Here is a 22085-nt window from a genome sequence, read left to right as displayed (position 1 = left end):
ATCGACAGCAACAATTATAAACCACCAAAACCAAATGGGACAGCAAAGCTATCCCCTACAACATCCATATATTGGCACAACCAAACGGAATGGTCAAGACCATTCCCTACAACGCATATGAAATTATTGTACTGTAGGGGCGATTCACGAATCGACAGCAACCATAAATCACCACAAACTACCGTCAATCAAAAAATAAATATATTATAATAATAAGGTCAAGGGGTTATCCCCTTGCAGGTTGTAGGACAGAGTCCTACGGTCTTCATCTTTAAGGAGGAAAAACATGAAAAATTTAGGTGTAAATGAAGTGAGAGAGGCATTTTTGTCTTTCTTCGAGGGCAAAGAACATTTGCGTTTGCAAAGCTTCCCTTTGGTACCACAAAATGACAAGAGCTTATTGCTCATCAACTCCGGTATGGCTCCTATGAAGGCATTCTTCACAGGTCAAGAAGTGCCACCATCCAAAAGAGTGGCAACTTGCCAAAAATGCATTCGTACAGGCGATATCGAAAACGTAGGTAAAACTGCACGTCATGGTACATTCTTCGAAATGCTCGGGGACTTCTCTTTTGGCGATTACTTCAAAAACGAAATCATCCCTTGGTCTTGGGAATTTGTAACAGAAGTGATGGAAATTCCAGCAGACAAATTGTATGTAACGATTTATGAAGAAGATGATGAATCTGGTGATATCTGGCATGAAAAAGTGGGTATTCCTCGTGATAGAATTGTAAAACTTGGCAAAGCAGATAACTTCTGGGAACACGGTACTGGTCCTTGTGGTCCTTGTACTGAAATCTACTACGATCGTGGTGTGGAATACGGTTGCGATAGCCCAACTTGTGGCGTTGGTTGCGACTGCGACAGATATATGGAATTCTGGAACTTGGTTTTGACACAATTCAACGCAAATGAAGATGGTACCTATTCTCCATTGGCACAAACCAACGTGGATACAGGAATGGGTCTGGAACGTATGGCAACTATCTTGCAAGGTGTGGATTCCATTTTCGATGTGGATACAGTGCGTGCTGTACGTGATGCAGTTTGTACAAGAGCCAATGTGGAATATGGCAAAGGTGGCAAAACAGACGTTTCTGTTCGTGTCATTACAGACCATGTGCGTTCTGTCACTATGATGACTGCTGATGGTGTATTGCCATCCAATGAAGGTCGTGGCTATGTATTGCGTAGACTTCTCCGACGTGCTGCTCGTCATGGTAAATTGTTGGGTATTGATGGTGAATTCTTGGCTGAACTTTCCAAATCTGTAATCGCTTGTAGCGGTGATGCATACCCAGAATTGGTGGACAAACAAGAATACATCTACAAAATCATGTCTGTGGAAGAAAACTCTTTCTATAAAACCATCGACAATGGTATGGAAATTTTGAAAAACGATATGGAAGAAATGAAAGCAGCTGGCATCACTGTTATGCCTGGTGAAAAATCCTTCCGTTTGTATGACACATATGGTTTCCCTGTAGACTTGACCAGAGAAATCTTGGAAGAAGCTGGTATGTCTTTGGATGATGATGCCTTTGCAGTGGAAATGAAAGCACAAAAAGATAGAGCTCGTGCTGCTCGTGGCAAATCCACATATATGGGTGCTGCTGAAACCGTTTACAACGAATTGTCCGTTGATTTGGAAACCAAATTTGGTGGATATGATAAGTGCGAAATGGATGCAACCATCATTGCTTTGATTGCAAATGATGAAATTGCAGAAAATGCACAAAAAGACGATAGCGTTTCTGTATTGCTCAATTGCACATGCTGTTATGCTGAATCTGGTGGTCAAGTGGGCGACCATGCAATCATCGAAACCGAAACTGGTAAAGTACAAGTAACTGACTGTATCAAAGTTATTGGTGGTAAAATCGTTCACGTGGGTGAAGTGGTGGAAGGTACTGTTTCCGTGGGTCAAAGTGCAAATGTTATTTTGGATACTGTACTTCGTATGGCAACAGCTAGAAACCATAGTGCTACTCACTTGTTGCAAAAAGCACTTAGAACTGTTTTGGGCACACATGTAGAACAAGCGGGTTCTTATGTAAATCCAGAACGTTTGCGTTTCGACTTCACACATTTCACAGCAATGACAGAAGAAGAACTCACTCAAGTGGAAGTCATGGTCAATGGATTCATTATGGCAAATCTTCCAATCGTTGCAGAAGAAATGAGCATTGATGCAGCTCGTGCAAAGGGTGCAATGGCATTGTTTGGTGAAAAATATGGTGATACTGTTCGTGTAGTTGACATGGGCGGTGTCAGTGTAGAACTTTGTGGTGGTGCTCACTTGACCAACACTGCACAAGCTGGTTCTTTCAAAATCATTTCTGAAAATGGTGTTGCTGCTGGTGTACGTAGAATCGAAGCAATCACTGGTACAGAAGCACTTGCTTACTATCAAACACAAGAAGCACAAATCAAAGCGGTTTGTAAAGTGCTCAAAACCACACCAGATGCAATGACATCTCGTTTGGAACAAGTATTTGCAGAGCACAAAGAAGTTGCCAAAGAATTGGAAAAACTCAAAGCAAAAATGGCTGGTGGAGCTGCGGATGATATCTTGGCTGGCAAAGTGGAAATTGGCGGTGTGACTGTTTTGGCTGCGGAAGTCAAAGAATTGGATGCAAATGATATGCGTACTTTGGGTGACCAATTGAAGGATAAAATTGGGTCTGGTGTCATTGTTTTGGCTGGTGGTGCTGGTGCGAAAGTCAACCTCATGGCAATGGCAACAGATGATGTTGTGAAAATGGGTGTGCATGCTGGTAATATCATCAAAGCGGCTGCTGCTGTTTGTGGTGGTGGTGGCGGTGGACGTCCAAACATGGCACAAGCTGGCGGTAAAGATGCAAGCAAAATCGCAGATGCACTTGAAAAAGCAAAAGAAATCATTGGCGAACAAGTGAAGTAAGATAAGGGCAAAAGATTAAGACCTTGGGGCGTTGCCCCAACACCCCACCAACGTGCGACGTTGGATCCGATACAAAGGCAATGGCTAACAATTAGAATATAGAAGTAACGAGAAGAGGACATGGAATTTCCATGTCCTTTGTTTTATATTGCCACAAAATATAAAGCTGCTACAATTGCAAATTCACGGGCGACCACTGGTCGCCCCTACAAAAATCAAAAACACAAAATATAGATACGGTTTGTAGGTTGCTGTGCCTCATCATACCAAATTCGATCCTTCATTGTATTTAGAATGACAGTTCGTTGGCGTATCCATTCGTAGGGGCGTACCATTGGTCGCCCGTAGGTTTTGCACGTAACACCTGCATAGAAAAACCCAATATCTTACAAATAACATATGAAATTTCTTACAAATTCAATTGTTTTACACAAAATAGAAAAAAAACGAAATTTCCTCTTGAATGCCTAGGCAAATGGTGCTAAAATTGATAAAACTATCGTTATAACATGGAGTAGCGTACCTTTTTACGCTTTTCAATTGAATCATAGGAGGATTAACCAATGGCAACATTTATACAAGAACCATCCAGAACCTTTAGCGAATATTTATTGGTACCAGGCTATTCATCCAAAGAATGTATGGTGGATAATGTCAGCTTACAAACACCAATTGTAAAATTCAAAAAAGGTGAAACACCAGCTCTTTCTATGAACATTCCTTTGACTTCTGCTGTTATGCAAGCTGTTTCTGATGATGGTATGGCGGTTGCGTTGGCAAAAGAAGGCGGTATTGCATTCGTGTTCGGTTCCCAAACAATTGAAAACCAAGCAGCTATGGTTGCAAAAGCAAAATCCTACAAAGCAGGTTTCGTTTTGAGTGATTCCAATATCTCTCCAGAAGATACTTTGGCAGATATCATTCGTTTGAAAGATAGAACAGGTCACTCTACCGTTGCGGTTACAACAGATGGCACAGCACAAGGTAAATTGGTTGGTTTGATTACAAGTCGTGATTACCGTATCAGTCGTATGGATGTGAGAACTAAGGTTTCTGAATTTATGACACCTCTTGACCAATTGGTATATGCACCATCTGGCACCTCCCTCAAAGAAGCAAATAACATCATTTGGGATAAAAAAGTAAACCAATTGCCTATTGTAGATGCAGAAGGTAGATTGGAATATCTTGTATTCCGTAAGGATTATGATAGTCACAAATCCAATTCTGCTGAACTTTTGGATGCAGACAAACGTTATGTTGTGGGTGCTGGTATCAACACAAGAGACTATGCAGTCAGAGTTCCTGCTTTGGTGGAAGCTGGTGTGGATATCCTTTGTATCGATTCTTCTGAAGGTTATTCTGAATGGCAAAAAGACACTTTGGAATGGATTCGTTCCAACTATGGCGATACTGTAAAAGTGGGTGCTGGTAACGTTGTTGACAAAGAAGGTTTCCGTTATTTGGCAGAATGTGGTGCTGATTTCATCAAAATTGGTATTGGTGGCGGTTCCATTTGTATCACAAGAGAGCAAAAAGGTATTGGTCGTGGTCAAGCATCCGCTGTTATCGAAGTGGCTGCTGCCAGAGATGAATATTTCCAAGAAACAGGCATTTACATTCCACTTTGTTCCGATGGTGGTATCGTTTATGACTATCACATGACATTGGCTTTGGCTATGGGTGCTGATTTCATTATGCTTGGTAGATACTTCGCTCGTTTCGACGAAAGTCCTACAAACCGTGTACATGTAAACGGCAACTATATGAAAGAATACTGGGGTGAAGGTTCTTCCCGTGCTAGAAACTGGCAACGTTATGACATGGGTGGCGATTCCAAACTTTCCTTTGAAGAAGGTGTTGATTCCTATGTTCCATATGCAGGTAGCTTGCATGACAATGTTGGCTTATCCCTCAAAAAAGTGAAATCCACCATGTGTAATTGTGGTGTGCTTTCCATTCCAGAATTGCAAGAAAAAGCAAAACTCACTGTTATTTCCACAACCAGCTTGGTGGAAGGTGGCGCACATGACGTTTTGTTGAAAGACAGTAGCCAACAAATGTAAGTGTATAGAATGTATGGGTGGGTTTTATATCCACCCTTTTTTGATGAAAAGTCTAAGATTCCTTGTCGCTTTACGGACGACCACTGGTCGTCCCTACAGAATGACAGCATACGGGATGTTACATCTGTAGGGCAGGGGCGCTGCTCTTGCCATCTTCGTTATTATGAAACTCTCCTCTGAATGACAGCATATATGTTTATTTGTCATCCAGAGCGTTTGACTTGTCAAAAAGCGAAGGATCTTGGTTTTAAACATATTGATCTTGACTAGTATAACGGCAAGAGTAAAACCCTTGCCCTACAATTACATCTATACTTTGGTTGGTGGTATATTGGACATCCCGTTTCTACAAAAAAATAACAGACGCATTGAAACGCCTGTTACTTCTATCATTCTATATCAATCTTCCAACAAATTGACAACCAAATCGCTGACATCTGTTTGTTCGCTCAAAACGCCACGTGCAAACATCCAATCTGCATTTTCTTGCCACACAGAAACTTCTTGGTGTAAGAATGCACCATTTTCATTTTCCAATGCTGGCAACAAGATTTGCAAGCTTTCTGTTTCCACTGTTTCGGATAATGGGAAGTTTTCTTGATTTTGGTTGTTCAGAAGGATTGCAAGACTTTCTTCTGGGTTATTTTTCATATCAGCAAAGCCTTTTTCACAAGCACGCAAGAAACCAGCCAATTTTTCTGGATTTTCTGCCACCAATTTCTCACCAGCCAAGAACACCAATTCATATTGCTCAGGCACACCAAAATCTGTTGGGTAGAAGTAGTTTACATCGAAACCGTATTCTGTCAATTGAGGCACTTCATGGTTGACCATATTGCCAATGGTTGCATCCACTTGTTTTGTGGTCAAAGCACTCAACAAATCGAAACCAACATCAATATAATCGCAACTATCTGCATCCAAACCAACGTGTTCCAACATAGCTTTGATCATTTCTTCGGACAAAACAGTGCCTGCATAGCCGATTTTTTTACCTTCCAAGTCATCCGCACCAGCAATACCGCTTTCAGTCAAAGAAATCACAACATTCAAAGATTCTTGTGTGATGGCACCTACAGAAACAATGGGTACATCTTCTTCCACAGCTGTCATAATGGCATCTTGTTGGTAGTAAATCCCAACATCTGCTTGACCACTTGCAGGCATAGAAATCCCATCATTTGTGTTTGCTGGGAATTGGATATTCAATTCCAGACCTTCTTCTGCAAAGTAACCGTTTTCAATTGCAGCATACAAAAATGTATGGATTGCATTTGGATACCAGTCCAAAACAATTGTAAATTCTTCCAAACCATCTTCTGTTGCACTGGAACTACTGCTTCCACAACCTGTGAATGCAAACATAGTTGCCATTGCCAATGATAAAATTCTTTTGTTGAACATTCTCTTTTTCATAACTCTTTCCTCCATGTAATTATCTTTTGTTCTAGTTTCGTCACCAACCAAACAGCCAACATTGCCACCACAGATAAGAGCACAATGGGTGCAAATACACCAGCACCATCCAGCTGCGTCATCATACGTTTGCTGAAATATCCAAGTCCTGCCTGTGCTCCAAGCCATTCAGCGATTGCAGCACCAATGACGCTTAAAGGAATTGCAATTTTGATTGCCGAAAAGAAGTTTGGCAGTGCTGTTGGTAGCTTCAATTTAAAGAAAATATCACGTTTGGTAGCACCATATGTGATGAGAAGTTCTTCCATTTCACGTTTTGTGGATTTGAACCCATCAAACACAGTGATTGCAATTGGAAAGAAGGTAATCAAAATGGTCACCAAAACCTTGCTCCAAATGCTATATCCAAACCACAAAATAAACAGTGGTGCAATTGCAGTTGTGGGTATGGTTTGTGATGCGATGATGACAGGATACAATGCCTTTTCAATCTTTGGATTCCAATCCATCAAACAAGCAAGCCCCAGACCCAGTACCACAGACACCAACAATCCAAAACTTGTGACACCAGCAGTTGCCGGCAAATGCACCAAAAACAGGGGTTCACGTAGTTCCCAAAGTCGCACCAAAACCCCAATGGGTGATGGTAGAATATAAGCAGCATCAATGATCATTGCCACAATCTGCCAAAAAACAAGCAACCCCATGACCACAGAAGCAGAAGGTATATGTTCTTTCAAATATTTCATAGAACCACCTGCTTTCGTAGTTTGCCAATGAGACTTTCCTTCAATTCCACAATGTCAGGGTGTTTCAAATCTTCCCGTTTCCGTGGATAGGACAGTGGTACTGGTATTTTCTCCATTTGTGCAAAAGGTCTTTCATCTGTGATGATGTAAATATCCTTTGCCAAGAAAATGGCTTCTTCTACATCATGTGTAATGAACAAAATCGTCTTATGGAAATGGCTATATTGTTGCAACAACCATTCTTGCATCTCCACACGTGTCAAATAATCCAAAGCACTGAAGGGTTCGTCCAACAACAGCATTTCAGCACCAGAAAGCAAAGTTCTGGCAAAAGCAGCACGTTGTTTCATACCACCAGACAACTCATTTGGGAATTTATCCACATATCCAGACAAACCCACTTGCTCCAATACTTCTGCAACACGTTTTTCTTGCAAATCCTTGGGTGCTTTGGTCAGTTCCATAGGCAATGCTACATTTTTACCAATGGTTCTCCAAGGAAAGAGTAAGTCCTTTTGTGGCATAAACGCAGAAAAATTCTTCTTTTTGGCAACATCTTCGCCTTCTATGGTAATGGTACCTGCATCTGCAACTTCCAAACCATTGATTAAGCGAAATAAAGTGCTTTTGCCACAACCACTGGGACCAATCACTGCCACAAAAGCACCTTTGTTCACAGAAAAAGATAGGTTTTCCATCATATTCAATTCATCTGTTGGGTACCCAAAGGTAACGCCTTCAAATTGCAACATATCAACACCTACAATCAAATTTTTAGCTAACGGGCAGCCACACAGGGCAGCCCCTACAAATATCTGTCATTCCAAATGCAATGAGGAATCTTTCGGGATGGGAAACCCATCCCCTACAACGCCAACAGAAGCATATCGTCTGTGGTCTGTCATTGGGAGAGTTTGAGGCAGTTCATTACAGACGACCAATGGTCGTCCCTACTTTATTATTCACCCATATCCATAGTATAGGACATATTCCAAAATTCTCTTTCAAATTTACAGCAGTTTACAAACATTTCTGTGAGTGCATCTTTTCTGGCAGGAGATACTTCTTCCACCAATGCATTTACTTTTTCTTTGAGACCAACAACGCTATTCACATAACCTTCAGAAGTGTAGCCTACAATCCATTCACCATAGAAAGGATGTTCTTTGGAATTTGGGATTTTTGCAAGCTCTGCACCAATCATTTCGTAACTCCAAGCACAAGAGAGCACTGCCACCAATACATCCAAAATATCACCTCTTTGGGAAACATCCAACATATAAGAAGTGTAGGATTGGTTTGCAAAAGCTGTTTTTGTGGTGGTCAGCTCCTCTGGCGTGATACCCAAACGTGCCATGTATGTTTTGTGAATGTTCATTTCATCATCCAAGGTTTCGTGTACCATAGAAGCGAAATAACGCATGGTTTCTTCATCATTTGCTTTCACCACACCCAGTGCAAAGACCTTGGCATATTGCAAAAGATACAAGTAGTCCTGTACCATGTAGAAACGGAATTTTTCTTCTGCTAAAGCACCATTTCCCAGTTCTTTTACAAAATCTTGCTTCAAATATCCAGACCAGATGTTGCCTGTTGCTTTGAGTAGTTCATCTGTAAACATAGTAATCTCCTTTTTGGTTGCAGGATGGGAAACCCATCCCCTACGGTGTGGTGGCATTGATTTGTTGTGGTGGCAATTCAAAATGCTGTCATTCAAAGGAATACATTGGTGTTACGGGACAGCACAGCTATCCCCTACGGTGTATCGTACGTCCATGTTTCGTTGTATTGGTTTTGTAGGGACTACCTTTGGTCGCCCGTAGGTTTCAAAATGCTGTCATGCAGAGTGCAACGAAGCATCCTATCTTTTCAAAGTCCTTCACCATTCACCATTAGTCTTTAGCCAATAAAAAAACGTCCTCCAACTGGAAAGACGTCATATACATTCTAAAGTCGCTTCCCTCCGTTGGCTTTACCCACATCAAGTTCAAAGGGTTAGAATATCCATTCCTCTCAGCCTTGTCACCAAAGCACCCCTAGCTTGTATTCAATTACAGGTAGTATACACCTAAAAATTGTAAATGTAAAGTATAAAAATAAGGGCAGCCGAAGCCACCCTCATAATTTTATTACATCATTTCCATAAAGAGCATCAAAGCAGTTGCAACAACGCCACGTTTTGCAGTTTCTCTTGGTTGTAACAAATCATCATCGCCAAGAATATCATTTTCCACTGCCCAAAGCATTGCATTGTAAGCATATGCTGAAATATTGCTTGCATCTGCATAAGCACTCAAATCGCCTGTTACTGTCATATCCAGACCTAAGAAGGTTGCATAGCGATACAAGAATGCTGCAAATTGTTCATTTGTAATGTCTTTGTTTGGTGCAAATTCTGTTGCGCTGAAACCAGCTACAACTTCTGTTTCTTTGCCCCAACGAACAGCTTCAGCGTAGTATGCATCATCTGCAACGTCTGTAAACAACAATTCTACATCCATAGGTTCGCTGCCATTCATACGATACAAAATTGCTGCAATCATACCACGTGTGATGGACCAGTCTGCTCCAAATTCATCTTCAGAAACACCTGCCATAATGCCATTTTCGTAAACATATTGAATGCCATCGTAATGTGCATCATCTACATCCACATCTTTAAATGGCAAATCGCTTTCTGTTACGTCATCATCGCTGTCATCATCTTCGCTGTTATCAGCATCGTCAGCATCGTCATCAGAAGCCTTTGCAAAGATAACTTCTAAGGTTTGCATGGTGATGATGATATCTTCAAATTCGTATTCATCACAAGCACCAACACTGCTACCATTTACAATGACATCAGACACTTCGTAACCAGAATCAGCATCAAATTCAAATGTCATATCACTGCCTTTATCCACTTTGTACATGGAATCAGGGGATGCATCTTCATCTTCAGGGGATACAGTACCGTTGCCTGTTGCTGTTGCTTTGATGTAGTAGGAAGTTGTGGAGGAAGATTTTTTGGAAATGGTGATTTCCATTGTAGCCACTACATCGTTGTAAGTACCATCACCCAATTTGGTTGCAGTTACCGTTACAACACCAGCAGATATAGATGTCAATGTCATAGTTGTTGGGTCCCAAGTTGCACAACCTTCTGGTTCCATTGTCACTGTATATGTGATATTGCCTTCTACTTCTTCACCAGCTATTGCACCAATCACCAAATCATTGCCCACAAACGCACTGCTTTCATTTGTGAAAGTCAATTCTGTTTGTGCCAATTTACCTGTGATTGTAATGGTTCCTGATGTTGTAGTATAGTTATCGGTATCAGTAGGTGTAAAGGTGTAGCTGTATGTATTGGTGCCATCTGCCACGATATCTGTTTCTGCACTTGATGCATCTGTAAATACAAATTCACCTTCTGTGTTGGCACTTACAAAATCTACAAGACTTGCATATGTTACACCAGCTACATTGCATGTAATTTCTGGTGTTGCTTGACTGATGGTGACATACAAATACAATTGTTTGAAATCAATTACTTCAATGGTTTCGCCATCATTGTAATACAAATATACCAATGGCATATACAAACCATGTGTGCCACAAGCAATTCTATAGCTTTCATTTACGTCTGTAAACTCGAAATAGTTGGTTTCTGTTTGGTATTCTGGAAGGTCATATTCATCATTTTCATATACAAAACCAGAGTACAAATCTGTTAAACTAAATACCCAACTCCCCAAATCATAACTATAACCATAATAATAATTCAACCAAACATATTTTACAGAATAGCCCACTTCGCCATAAGGAACCAATTCAATTCCATCAGACAAACTTGGTGTCAATTCATAACGGAAACTTTCACCTGTATAGGTTTCTGTAATATTTCCAGTTGTTGTAACACTCAAAACAGGAATTGCAACAATGCTATACAAAGTTGTGCCAACTACATCTGCGTCTGCTGTTATGATGACAACGGCACTTGCATCGAAGCTCCAGCCTGTGCTACCTGTTACTGCATCTGGCAAAACATAGGATGCATCCACTTGCCATGTGTCATAAATTTCGCCATCTACTTTTTCATAGTTGAGTGGGAAGTCAAACAATACTTCTCTATCATAAGATGCATCCAAACCGTCAAATGTAACGGTCACTGGATATGTGATATAGTCGGAAGCACTATATAATTTACTGTCTTTTTTCAATTCAGCTGCTGCCGCTTCATCCTTTGCAATGATATGCAAGCCTGCATGGGTGGATAAATTGATAAAAGTCAAATTTGATTCTTCACCTGTGGTATTGTCAATACTGATGGGTTGGAAATATGCGTTTTCAAAATAAATCCAATCTAAATCATCGCAACCATAAAGTGCTTCTTTTTCAATTGCAACAATTTCTTCTGGCAACACAATTCCTGTCAAAGAACTACAACCTCTAAGACCATCATTGCCAATTTTTGTAACATTGTTGTTATCATCAAAAATAATGGTTTCAATTCCAGTACAGCTTTGGAACATTTGGTTGGAAATTGCTTGCAAACCACTACCCAACTGAACACTGGTTAGCTCTGTACAGCCAGAAAATGCAAATTGACCAGCACTTTCCAAACTATTTGGCAAAATCAATTCTCCAGCAATGTCAGATTGTGTGAATGCTTGATAGCCAATGGTTTTCAAATTGGTTGCACTTGAAAAATCAACGGATACAAGGGTAACACCATCATATTTGGATTCGCTTGCATCAAATGCTTCATAACCAATGGAGGTGATTGGGATACCATCAATTTCTGCTGGAATCACAATGTTAAGTTCTTCACCAACATGTGCTGCAAGATATTCGGTGGTAAAACCAGTCAATTCTCCTGCTTCTGTATAGCCAAACATTGCAATTTCATCTTGGATTTCTGCAACAGATTCCAACAACTCTATGTTTTCTTCTGCCACCACTTCTTCTGGCAATTCCCTTGGTGCTGGATGTTCCATACCTTCTGGATGTTCCAAACCTTCAGGTGGTTCAGGTGCATCAGCATGTTCCAAACCTTCAGGTGGTTCCATTTTCATTTCTTCCATTGCAGGTCTTTCTGGCATTTGATGTTCAGATACATCTTCTGCACCAAATGCAATGGCTGGTACCATTTGCAATACCATAGCAAGTGTCAAGAAACTTGCCAAAATACGTCCCTTTTTCCATTTCATATACATTCCTCCTTTTGTAGATGCCCACTATGTTAGCCCAACACAAATAAAAATATCATTTTTGTAATTATATACAAAAATAGGGGGGGTAGTCAAGTTATTTTATGTAATTTCAACAATTCTATTGTGGTTTTACAACTGTATGGTTTGCATTCATAGAAAATTATAAAAGATGGGGTTTTTGTATGCGAAAGATGCAAATTCTGGTGTTTCTAAGGAATGAAGCATTTGATGTTTCATATTGGACACACTTCAGGTGGTGATTTCCTCATTTTGTCATAATCTTAAGAAAAACGTACTACATTTTCACAAAAAAAGACTTTCCCTTTTCACACAAAACGCATACAATAGATACAACACAAAATGATTCGTATAATAACAGAAAGGATTTTCCTTATGGATGATAATAAATTATTGAAACTTGCCTTGGACACAGGCGAAGCAATGCTTTCTGGTGGTGCAGAAACCCATCGTGTGGAGGATACCATGCGCAGGATTTTGGCAACCAGTCACTCAGAAGGCGTAGAAGCGCAAGCGTTGAATACAATGCTCATTGTCAGCATCCCCAGCAAAGAAAAAGGTTCTTTGACCCTTTCCCGTGGGATTCGCAAACGTAGCACCAATTTTGAAAAAATCTGTTTTGCAAATGACTTGTCCAGAGCCTTTGTTTCTGGTGAAATCACATTGGATGATGCAGCCATTGTCATTGCAGAAGTGAAAAATTTACCCAGTTTTGACCCAAGGTTGACAACCCTTTGCTATGGCATTGCAGGTGCTTCCTTCTGTTTGGTTTTGGGTGGTGTTTGGTTGGATGGTTTGATTTCCTTTGCATTGAGCTTCTTCATTGGCTTTTTGTTGTGGCTTGCAAGAGAGAAAAACATCCCCTATTGCTTCACACCATTGTTTGGTGGATTTATTGCAGCGCTAGGGACTTCTTTGTTTGCATTGTGGTTGCCTTTGCAAATTGATTTGGTGATCATCGGTAGCATTACACCTATGCTTCCTGGTGTGACCATATCCAATAGTGTACGTGATATTATGGAAAGTAATTTCATCAGTGGTACTTCCAAGTTGGCAGAAGCTTGTTTGATTGCAGCTTCCATTGCCTGTGGTGTTGCTTTTGGATTGTCTATTTTGGGTTGAGATTGGAGGAAGTTTATATGAGTACCATTTTATACCATAGTTTCGTTTGTATTTTTGCTTGCGTGTCCTTTTCCATTATTTTCAATGCACCTAGACATGAATTGATTTTCTGTGGCATCAACGGTTTTTTGTCATGGTTTGCCTATAGCATTTGCATCCAAGAATTTGGATTTTCCATTACTGTTTCCACAGCCATTGCAGCCATGTGCATCACCATTTTTGCAAGATTTGCTTCTTTCCATAGACAGGTGCCAGCAACCTTGTATCACATTGCGGGGATTATGCCATTGGTGCCAGGAACTGCAATTTACAACACCATGCAAGCAGCAGTCCAAGGTCATATCATTGAAACATATTCCTATTTGTTGGATGTGGTGAAATATGCTGGTGGTATTGGCATTGGTTCCATTATGATTTTGGCACTTCCATATGGTGTATTTGAAGTGATTCCAAGAAGAACCAGAAAATTTGGCTATCGTAAAAAATCATCAGCAAAGAAACAATAAAATCAGTATTTTCTATGGGGTTTCAAAAAAATCTTGCATTTTCCAAAGCCCTATAGTATACTTTGAAAGCACAAAAATTACATAAGACAGTTCGTAACCATCCTGTCTTTAGGCAACCTCGAAAAACTATAGCACTCATCTTTTTGATTAATTGTTTCTGCCATCCTTCACAAAAATCCTCGACGATATTTCCAATATCGACTCAAATTTTAGTGTATTATGGCAAAAAAATTTTCTCAACAATCTGAGCACCAGAGCAATTCGAGATTCCCTATAAAACAAAACTAGGACACAATTCATAGGAATAGAATACGCATAGGTGTATTGTATGCCTGTGTTTTTTGACTTGGATTTCGATGGCGTACACACTGTACGCTTTTTTTATTTTGGAGGAACATATGGATAATGAAATTGAAAACCGATATTCGGTGATTACAGAAAAGAACAAACGTGAAATCGTTTTGATTCGTGGAAATGGGTGTAGATGGCGTAAATGTCGCTTTTGCGATTACCACCTAGACAGCTCCACAAACCAAGAGGAAAATGATGCGTTGAATGCAGTGGAGATTGGAAAAATCACAGGCATCTATTCCAAGTTGGAAGTCATCAACTCTGGTAGCTTTGTGGATTTGTCAGAAACCACCATGAATCGTATTGTGGAAGTTTGTGTAGAAAAGAAGATTGCAGAAGTGCATTTTGAATGTCATTGGATGCACAAAGAAGCGGTGGCACTTCTACGCAAGAGATTTGCAGACTTGGGGATTCGTGTCAAAATCAAAATTGGTGTAGAAACCTTTGATGCACTCTTTCGTGAAAGCTATTTGATGAAGGGGATTGATACAGATGTGCCAGCAGAAATTGCTGCGTATTTTGATGAATGTTGTTTGTTGCAAGGGATTCCTGGACAAACAGCCCAAACCATGACCCGTGATATTGAAACAGGACTGGAACATTTTGATCGTGTGTGTGTAAACATCATGCAAGAAAATGGCAAACCCATCAAACCAGACCCACGTGTCATAGAAGCCTTTGTCAAAGAGGTATACCCAAAATACAAAGACAATGTTAGAGTGGATATTTTACTAGAGAACACCGCTTTTGGTGTGGGAGGAGTTACGACAAATGCAAAATGAAATCATCTTGGTGACATCACTATTTGCCATTTACTTTGGGGTATTGGCATTTTATAAAATTTTAGGAAGAACTGGCTTATATGCTTGGACAGTTTTGGCAACCATTGCAGCCAATATTGAGGTGTTGATTTTGGTGGATGCCTTTGGTATGGAACAAACCCTTGGCAATATCTTGTTTGCATCTACATTTTTGGTGACAGATATTATGTCTGAATTGGAAGGTAGACAATTTGCAAATAGAGCAGTCAAATTGGGGATTATGACCAGCATTACATTTGTACTCATATCCCAATCTTGGTTCTTGTACACACCAAATGGAAACGATTGGGCAATGCCAGCAGTTGCATCAGTATTTTCCAATACACCACGTTTGATGTTGGTGGGAATTGGGGTATATGGAATTGCACAGGCATTTGATGTATGGTTTTATCATTTTATTTGGGAGAAAACAGCCAAGAAATTTGGCAACACCAAACAAGGACTTTGGATGCGTAACAATGGCTCTACACTGGTATCCCAATTGTTGAATACCTTCTTATTTACACTCGGTGCATTTTTCGGTGTGTATGATATGGAAACATTGATGGCGATTATGTTCTCATCCTATGTGATTTACATTGTCACAAGTCTTGCAGATACACCAATGGTTTATTTGGCAAGAAAAATGACAGTACCAAAAGAAATTTGATGTGAAGTGAAGGATTTTTTGTCATTTTACGGGCAGCCACATAGGGCAGCCCCTACAAGCATGACAGAAATAGAACGCAACACCTGAAACCTGCAACAGCACATCTGCTGTTGTGGGATTTTTCACTATGAAAAGAAGATAAATACATCTGCAAAAAAGAACCAATATTTTTTCAAAAAACCACTTGACAATTACCAGAATATGCGATAAACTACAAACAGTTAGCAAAGACTAACATAAATCAAAACAAAACAGTGCCAAAGTGAAATCATTGCTTTTGGTACTTATTTTAGACGCTTGGTTAGTTGTAACTAACAACGAAGTTGTCTACGAAAGAAGGTGAAAGTATGTCCCATCAAACAGTAGTACGTTATTGTGCACCAACCCTTGCAGGAATGAAAGTAGGGAGTTTGTTCTCCATCAAATATCAAACAAAAGAAGAATTGTATGCAGATGTTGCAGAGAAGAACAAATTGCTCAATGAAAAGGGTCTATACTTCACAGTTCTAAAAATTTGTCCAAATTTTGCTCTCGTCTATGTGTATCGATTGAAACAATTGGTACAGGTGTTGGCAAAGAAGGAAATACAAAGTTTCTTATGTTCATGTGGGTACAAAAATTTTGATTTGGAAAGTGTCCTAAAAACCATCACAACACATTTTGAAAAAACAGAATTTCCACATGAAATCGGCGTTTTATTGGGATATCCATTGGAGGATATCAAAGCATTTATTGCAGATACAGAAAACAAAGCGTGTTACGTGGGATGTTGGAAAGCCTACTCCAACGAAGACTATGCACGTATGATTTTTGAAAAGTACAAAAAATGCACAGCCGTTTATGAAAAGAAATTGCAACAAGGTTTTGATATCACAAGGCTTACAGTGGCTTGTTGATGACACTCGAAAAAGCGAATTGGAAAAGGAGTAAAGGAATATGAGTAAAGTAGCAGTAATTTATTGGAGTGGTACAGGTAATACAGAAGCAATGGCAAACGCAATTGCTGATGGTGCAAAAGGTGCAGGCGCAGAAGTTTCCATGTTCTCTGCTTCTGAAGTAACAAAAGATATCGTAAAAGAATTTGGTTCCATCGCTTTCGGTTGTCCTTCTATGGGTGCTGAAGTTTTGGAAGAATCTGAATTCCAACCAATGTGGGATGACGTAAAAGGTCTCTTGAATGGTAAAAAACTTGTGTTGTTTGGCTCCTATGGTTGGGGTGATGGCGAATGGATGCGTAACTGGGCAGATGAAGCGGATAACTTCAATGTTTTGGCTACACCAATTTGCCAAGAAGCACCAGATGCAACTGTAATTGCAGAATTGAATGACTTGGGTAAAGCACTCGCATAAGAAACAATAAGCGACATAAATCAAAAAGCAATCAATGCCTTTGTTTTTAAACCCTCTTTCAAAAGCAAAGGAAATACAAAATAATAGAAACAAAATAGCCACGAAAATCCCTACAATACTTGCCAAATGTAGGGATTTTTTGTATGTATATTGCGGTTGATTCGTGAATCAACCCTACAACAAACTATACTGATGTGTATGGTTTTGTAGGGGCGACTATTCAGCAGCAATACAAATATCCACGTTTGGTAATGGGTATTGCGGTTGATTCGTGAATCAACCCTACAACAAACTATACTGGTGTGCATGGTTTTGTAGGGGCGACTATTCAGCAGCAATACAAATATCCACGTTTGGTAATGGGTATTGCGGTTGATTCGTGAATCAACCCTACAACGAACCATGCTGATGCATATAATCTTGTAGGGGATGGGTTTCCCATCCCGTTCATTTCCACAAAAAAAGGAGACCGAAGTCCCCTTTCTCATAAATCTATTTCATTTTTATTTCAATTCTTATTTCAAGTTTGCTTTGATGACTTCACCAATACGTTTGATACCTTCAACAATTTTTTCTTCAGGCATACAGGAGTAGTTCATACGGAATGTATTGTCATTTCCACCATTAGGGAAGAAGCTACCACCTGGAACATAAGCAACATTTTTAGCGATACATTGCAAAGCCATTTCTTTTGCATCAATGTATTTAGGAAGCACAACCCATGTGAACAAACCACCATCAGGGATAGTCCATGTACATTCAGCTGGGAAGTATTCTGCCATTGCATCCAACATACATTTTCTTCTTTTGCCATAAACTTCTTTGATCAATTCCACGTGATCATCCAAGCTATACATATCCAAGAAAGCATTGGTTTCCAATTGGGAAATGGTGGAGGCTTGCAAGTCAGAAGATTGTTTCATAAAATTGAATTTTTCAAGAATTTCTGTGGAAGCACATGTCCAACCCAAACGATAGCCAGGAGCCAAAATTTTGGAGAAAGTACCAAGGAATACAACCAAACCTTTTGTATCCATGGATTTCAAAGAAGGCATGTTTTCGTTTTCAAAACGCAATTCACCATATGGATTGTCTTCAATAACAGGGATTTCATATTTGTTGATGATTTCCATGAATGCGTTACGTCTTTCCATTGTCCATGTTCTACCAGATGGATTTTGGAAATCAGGAATTACATAAATCATTTTGACACGGTCTGTAGTAGCAAGAACTTTTTCCAATTCTTCCATAATCATACCATTGCCATCTGTTGGGATTTCAATGAATTTAGGTTCACAAGCTTTGAAAGCGTTGATAGCACCCAAGTAAGATGGGCTTTCCATCAAAACAACATCATCTTTGTCCAAGAATACACGAGCAGCAAAATCCAAACCTTGTTGGGAACCACTTGTAATCAAAATGTGTTCTGCATCTGTATCAATGTTATTTTTTGCTTTCATACGTTCTGCAATTTTTTCACGCAAAGCAGGAACACCTTCTGTTGTGGAATATTGCATTGCTGTACGACCCATTTCATCCATAACTTTAATTGCTGCTGCTTTCATACCCTCCACAGGGAAAAGTTCTGGTGCAGGCAAACCACCAGCAAAAGAAATGATTTCTGGTTGTGCTGTCAATTTCAACAATTCTCTGATTTCGGAACCTGTAAGAAGATTCATACGTTCTGCGTATTTTACCATAATTGTTTCCTCCTTATGTATCATACTTTCGGTTGTTGTAATGGATTTTTCTAACAATCCTATATGACTCTATTGAAACATAGTTTATGCAAAAAGTCAATTATTAGGAAGATATCCATGTTCTTTTTAGGGCATGTGTATAAAAAAATACACCGTAAAAATATACAGTGTATTTTTGCATAAACAATGCTGAAAATTTTCACAAATTATGATTTTAATTCTTCTTATTGCAAATATGAAACGGGTGACCACATAGGGTAATACCTACATTTTATTCAGTACATTCTGGCTGGTTGCTTGTGGACATATGTGTCTCAATTGCGTAGGGAATGCATTGCATGCATTCTAATCTCGGCACGCATACAATGCGTACCCTACAAGATATGAAAGCTTGTATATCTTTCATTTGTGACAAACATTACTTCAAATTTGCTTTGATGACTTCACCCAATGCTTTGACACCTTCAATGATTTTATCATCTGGCATACAAGAATAGTTCATACGGAAGCAGTTGTCTTTGCCACCATTAGGGAAGAAGCTAGCACCAGGAACATATGCCACTTTCTTTGCAATACATTGTGGCGCCATTTCTCTGGAGCTGATGTAGTCTGGAAGTTCCACCCATGTGAACAAACCACCATCAGGATATGTAAATTTCACTTCTTCAGGGAAATATTCTTTCATTGCAGCAAGCATCACGTCACGTCTGTGTTTATACACTTCTTGGATTTTGGCAACATGTGCATCCAAGTCATACATATCCATAAATTTATCTGCTTGGAGTTGTGTCAAAGAAGCGGTTTGCAAGTCAGCACCTTGTTTGATGGTGTTGAAACGATCCAACATTTCTTTGTCTGCACAAACCCAACCCAAACGGAAGCCAGGTACCATAATTTTGGAGAAAGTACCAAGGAATGCAACCAAACCTTTGGTATCCAAGGATTTGAGAGCAGGCATATTTTCATTTTCAAAACGCAATTCACCATATGGGTTGTCTTCCATAACAGGAATTTCATATTCATTGACCAATTTCATAAATGCGTGACGTCTTTCCAAAGACCAAGTTCTTCCAGTTGGATTTTGGAAATCAGGGATAACATAAATCATTTTGATGTTTTCTGTGGTAGCAAGGATTTTTTCCAATTCTTCTGGAATCATACCATCATCATCGGTAGGCACTTCAATGAATTTTGGTTCACATGCTTTGAAGGCATTGATGGCGCCTAAGTATGTAGGACTTTCCACCAAAATCACATCACCTTCATCAATGAATACACGAGCAGCAAAGTCGAGTCCTTGTTGAGAACCACTTGTGATTAAGATGTTTTCTGCTGTGGTGTCAATGTTGTTTTTTGCTTTCATACGAGCAGCAATTTTTTCACGCAATGGAAGTACACCGTCTGTGGAACCATATTGGCATGCAGCAACACCCATTTCATCCATAACAGCAATACCAGCTTGTTTCAAATCTTCCACAGGGAACAATTCTTTTGCAGGCAAACCACCAGCAAAGGAAATAATATCTGGTTTGGCAATGAGAGCCAACAAATCCGCAATGTCAGTGCTTGTCAATTGTTCAAATCTTTTTGCATAACGTACCATAATCAAAAATCCCCTTTCATGTTGTAAATCTACATATATATGTCTGTTTCTTTTGTGTATTGAAAAAAATACTTGTTCACATTAAGCCACAAATGCAGGTGAATGTCAATGGTTTTTCAGCGATTTGTTCACCATATAGAAACAATATAGCACATGTGGCGTACAAAAAGGGTTTTTCTTTGATTCTTTCGTGCACTTTTATAGGTGGCTTTCCCTATACCACGAACACAATACCATTGTACTGTAGGGAACAGTCTTGACTGTTCCGCAAATCATCAAAAAACCAAATGTATCTTTCAAAAAAACACTAGAAAAAATGTAGGAAATCATTCGTGACATTTTGCAAAGAAATATCAAGTGAAAAGTTTTCTATTGCAAAACACAAAGTATGCTACCCTCAAACAATTCCATAGAAATATAGCGGTTTTCCAAGGGGTAGAACTTGCCAAAAAGCTGATGAAATCAACAATGTAAAGGGATTGTGAAAAGTTTCGGAATAGATGAATAAAAAAATAAGAAAAAACAATGAAATTTTGCAACAAAATGTAGAAAAGTTTGATATATCGAATTTTTTGTTTATTTCCTATTGATTTTTTGGGTGGATTGTGTATAATAATCTGAGTTTAGTAAACATAATAGAAAAGTTTAGTTATATAAAACTTCAGACATCAAATCTTAGAAAGGAAGGGACGCTTTGGATATTGGATATAAGATAAAGCAGCTGCGTATACAAAAAGGTCTTACATTGGAAGAATTGGCAAGTAGAAGTGAGTTGACAAAAGGTTTCTTATCACAATTAGAGCGTAATTTGACATCACCTTCCATTGCAACCTTGGAAGATATCATTGAAGCACTTGGCACTTCTTTGGCAGAATTTTTCAAAGAAGACAAAAAAGAACAGCTGGTGTTTCGTAAAAAAGACTTTTTCGTAGACGAAAGAGATAACTATACCTTGCATTGGATTGTACCAAACACACAGAAAAACGAAATGGAACCGATTATGATTGAATTGCCACAAGGTGGTGAATCCTTCCAAATGGACCCCCATAGTGGTGAAGAATTTGGCTATGTGCTGGAAGGTAGCATTGTTTTGGTGACAGGTGAAGATAGCTATGTGGTGCATAAAGGCGAAACCTTCTATTTGATGGGTAAAACTGGACATTATATGAAAAATGAAAAGAAAACAATAGCAAAGGTACTTTGGGTTTCTACACCACCGCTGTTTTAGGCTAATGACTAATGGTGAATGGTGAATGGCTTTGATAGAATCGTATGTTGTAATTGTAGGGAACAGTCTTGACTGTTCCGCAACCAACCAGACGGAAGGGTCAAGACCCTTCCCTACAATGGAAATTTGGGACATTGGCAATAGGAATCACCAACCAAACGGGATGTCGGGGACGCCATCCCCTACAATACCAACGGAAACTTGGTGTTATTGGAAATACAAACAAATCAAACGAGATGGGGAACCCATCCCCTACAATATACATAAGAGTATTGTAATGTAGGGGCGATTCACGAATCGACCGCAATAACCATGAATTATCATGAAATAAAAATATACCCCATAGCGGAAACGTAGTTTTCGCCAATAAAGTTTAGATCCAACC

16 protein-coding genes and 1 riboswitch are annotated in these 22085 nt (G+C 39.4%); of the genes, 9 read left to right on the top strand and 7 right to left on the bottom strand.

Translation table 11 applies throughout. The features are described from left to right. Window positions 1-286 precede the first annotated feature (286 nt). Together alaS and MJY40_RS15095 are read left to right on the top strand one after the other, a co-directional pair. The gene (alaS, locus tag MJY40_RS15100) at window positions 287-2926 is read left to right on the top strand and encodes an alanine--tRNA ligase (protein ID WP_317855003.1); all 2640 of its coding nucleotides are present in this window, start codon (window positions 287-289) and stop codon (window positions 2924-2926) included. Window positions 2927-3489: 563 nt separating this feature from the next. Then, complete coding sequence (locus MJY40_RS15095) at window positions 3490-4992, top strand: IMP dehydrogenase (RefSeq protein WP_317855002.1); 1503 nt, start codon at window positions 3490-3492, stop codon at window positions 4990-4992. Window positions 4993-5391: 399 nt separating this feature from the next. Here the strand turns inward: MJY40_RS15095 and MJY40_RS15090 are convergent, their stop codons facing one another. The 5 genes from MJY40_RS15090 to MJY40_RS15070 form a co-directional block, all read right to left on the bottom strand. Beyond that, a complete protein-coding gene (locus MJY40_RS15090; protein ID WP_317855001.1) occupies window positions 5392-6408 on the bottom strand; it encodes an ABC transporter substrate-binding protein in 1017 nt (338 codons plus the stop codon). After that, on the bottom strand, window positions 6405-7157 hold the full coding sequence (locus MJY40_RS15085) for an ABC transporter permease (RefSeq protein WP_331488198.1): 753 nt from the start codon (window positions 7155-7157) through the stop codon (window positions 6405-6407). The genes MJY40_RS15090 and MJY40_RS15085 overlap by 4 nt, the downstream gene beginning before the upstream one ends. Continuing rightward, complete coding sequence (locus tag MJY40_RS15080; RefSeq protein ID WP_317855000.1) at window positions 7154-7909, bottom strand: ABC transporter ATP-binding protein; 756 nt, start codon at window positions 7907-7909, stop codon at window positions 7154-7156. Before MJY40_RS15080 ends, MJY40_RS15085 begins: the two co-directional genes overlap by 4 nt. Before the next feature lie 206 nt (window positions 7910-8115). Next, on the bottom strand, window positions 8116-8778 hold the full coding sequence (tenA, locus tag MJY40_RS15075) for a thiaminase II (protein WP_317854999.1): 663 nt from the start codon (window positions 8776-8778) through the stop codon (window positions 8116-8118). Window positions 8779-9098: 320 nt separating this feature from the next. Further along, window positions 9099-9205, bottom strand: a riboswitch (TPP riboswitch). A gap of 81 nt (window positions 9206-9286) precedes the next feature. After that, window positions 9287-12349 carry a leucine-rich repeat protein gene (locus MJY40_RS15070; protein ID WP_317854998.1) on the bottom strand — a complete coding sequence of 1021 codons (3063 nt, stop codon included), beginning with the start codon at window positions 12347-12349 and terminating at the stop codon, window positions 9287-9289. A gap of 396 nt (window positions 12350-12745) precedes the next feature. On the opposite strand from MJY40_RS15070, the gene MJY40_RS15065 reads away from it, so the two are divergent. The 6 genes from MJY40_RS15065 (at window position 12746) to MJY40_RS15040 (ending at window position 17169) form a co-directional block, all read left to right on the top strand. Continuing rightward, complete coding sequence (locus tag MJY40_RS15065) at window positions 12746-13492, top strand: threonine/serine exporter family protein (protein WP_317854997.1); 747 nt, start codon at window positions 12746-12748, stop codon at window positions 13490-13492. Window positions 13493-13509: 17 nt separating this feature from the next. Further along, the gene (locus tag MJY40_RS15060; RefSeq protein ID WP_317854996.1) at window positions 13510-13998 is read left to right on the top strand and encodes a threonine/serine exporter family protein; all 489 of its coding nucleotides are present in this window, start codon (window positions 13510-13512) and stop codon (window positions 13996-13998) included. Between the two features lie 398 nt (window positions 13999-14396). Continuing rightward, window positions 14397-15131, top strand: a complete 735-nt coding sequence (locus tag MJY40_RS15055; protein ID WP_317854995.1) for a radical SAM protein — start codon at window positions 14397-14399, stop codon at window positions 15129-15131. Further along, complete coding sequence (locus tag MJY40_RS15050; RefSeq protein ID WP_317854994.1) at window positions 15121-15819, top strand: queuosine precursor transporter; 699 nt, start codon at window positions 15121-15123, stop codon at window positions 15817-15819. The genes MJY40_RS15055 and MJY40_RS15050 overlap by 11 nt, the downstream gene beginning before the upstream one ends. A 347-nt stretch (window positions 15820-16166) precedes the next feature. After that, the gene (locus MJY40_RS15045) at window positions 16167-16715 is read left to right on the top strand and encodes a DUF3793 family protein (RefSeq protein ID WP_317854993.1); all 549 of its coding nucleotides are present in this window, start codon (window positions 16167-16169) and stop codon (window positions 16713-16715) included. A gap of 40 nt (window positions 16716-16755) precedes the next feature. Then, window positions 16756-17169 carry a flavodoxin domain-containing protein gene (locus MJY40_RS15040; protein WP_317854992.1) on the top strand — a complete coding sequence of 138 codons (414 nt, stop codon included), beginning with the start codon at window positions 16756-16758 and terminating at the stop codon, window positions 17167-17169. 515 nt (window positions 17170-17684) lie between these two features. Here the strand turns inward: MJY40_RS15040 and MJY40_RS15035 are convergent. Then, window positions 17685-18869, bottom strand: coding sequence for an aminotransferase-like domain-containing protein (locus MJY40_RS15035; RefSeq protein WP_331488197.1), 1185 nt, complete (start codon window positions 18867-18869; stop codon window positions 17685-17687). A 418-nt stretch (window positions 18870-19287) separates the two neighbouring features. Next, on the bottom strand, window positions 19288-20472 hold the full coding sequence (locus tag MJY40_RS15030; protein WP_331488196.1) for an aminotransferase-like domain-containing protein: 1185 nt from the start codon (window positions 20470-20472) through the stop codon (window positions 19288-19290). Between the two features lie 694 nt (window positions 20473-21166). Between MJY40_RS15030 and MJY40_RS15025 the strand changes: the two genes are divergently transcribed. Further along, window positions 21167-21700, top strand: coding sequence for a helix-turn-helix domain-containing protein (locus tag MJY40_RS15025; protein WP_317854991.1), 534 nt, complete (start codon window positions 21167-21169; stop codon window positions 21698-21700). The last annotated feature ends 385 nt before the right edge of the window (window positions 21701-22085 follow it).

It is taken from the genome of Chakrabartyella piscis, from assembly GCA_030067835.1.
Taxonomy (GTDB): Bacteria; Bacillota; Clostridia; order Lachnospirales; family Anaerotignaceae; genus Chakrabartyella; species Chakrabartyella piscis.
Note: the sequence above shows the minus strand (reverse complement) of the source record. Positions and strands in the feature narration are given on the sequence as shown.

What these genes read in the sequence shown, in the direction of transcription:
- alaS (WP_317855003.1), top strand. Translation starts at nt 287, where the DNA reads ATGAAAAATTTAGGTGTAAATGAAGTGAGAGAGGCATTTTTGTCTTTC.
- MJY40_RS15095 (WP_317855002.1), top strand. Translation starts at nt 3,490, where the DNA reads ATGGCAACATTTATACAAGAACCATCCAGAACCTTTAGCGAATATTTA.
- MJY40_RS15090 (WP_317855001.1), bottom strand. Translation starts at nt 6,408, where the DNA reads ATGAAAAAGAGAATGTTCAACAAAAGAATTTTATCATTGGCAATGGCA.
- MJY40_RS15085 (WP_331488198.1), bottom strand. Translation starts at nt 7,157, where the DNA reads ATGAAATATTTGAAAGAACATATACCTTCTGCTTCTGTGGTCATGGGG.
- MJY40_RS15080 (WP_317855000.1), bottom strand. Translation starts at nt 7,909, where the DNA reads ATGTTGCAATTTGAAGGCGTTACCTTTGGGTACCCAACAGATGAATTG.
- tenA (WP_317854999.1), bottom strand. Translation starts at nt 8,778, where the DNA reads ATGTTTACAGATGAACTACTCAAAGCAACAGGCAACATCTGGTCTGGA.
- MJY40_RS15070 (WP_317854998.1), bottom strand. Translation starts at nt 12,349, where the DNA reads ATGAAATGGAAAAAGGGACGTATTTTGGCAAGTTTCTTGACACTTGCT.
- MJY40_RS15065 (WP_317854997.1), top strand. Translation starts at nt 12,746, where the DNA reads ATGGATGATAATAAATTATTGAAACTTGCCTTGGACACAGGCGAAGCA.
- MJY40_RS15060 (WP_317854996.1), top strand. Translation starts at nt 13,510, where the DNA reads ATGAGTACCATTTTATACCATAGTTTCGTTTGTATTTTTGCTTGCGTG.
- MJY40_RS15055 (WP_317854995.1), top strand. Translation starts at nt 14,397, where the DNA reads ATGGATAATGAAATTGAAAACCGATATTCGGTGATTACAGAAAAGAAC.
- MJY40_RS15050 (WP_317854994.1), top strand. Translation starts at nt 15,121, where the DNA reads ATGCAAAATGAAATCATCTTGGTGACATCACTATTTGCCATTTACTTT.
- MJY40_RS15045 (WP_317854993.1), top strand. Translation starts at nt 16,167, where the DNA reads ATGTCCCATCAAACAGTAGTACGTTATTGTGCACCAACCCTTGCAGGA.
- MJY40_RS15040 (WP_317854992.1), top strand. Translation starts at nt 16,756, where the DNA reads ATGAGTAAAGTAGCAGTAATTTATTGGAGTGGTACAGGTAATACAGAA.
- MJY40_RS15035 (WP_331488197.1), bottom strand. Translation starts at nt 18,869, where the DNA reads ATGGTAAAATACGCAGAACGTATGAATCTTCTTACAGGTTCCGAAATC.
- MJY40_RS15030 (WP_331488196.1), bottom strand. Translation starts at nt 20,472, where the DNA reads ATGGTACGTTATGCAAAAAGATTTGAACAATTGACAAGCACTGACATT.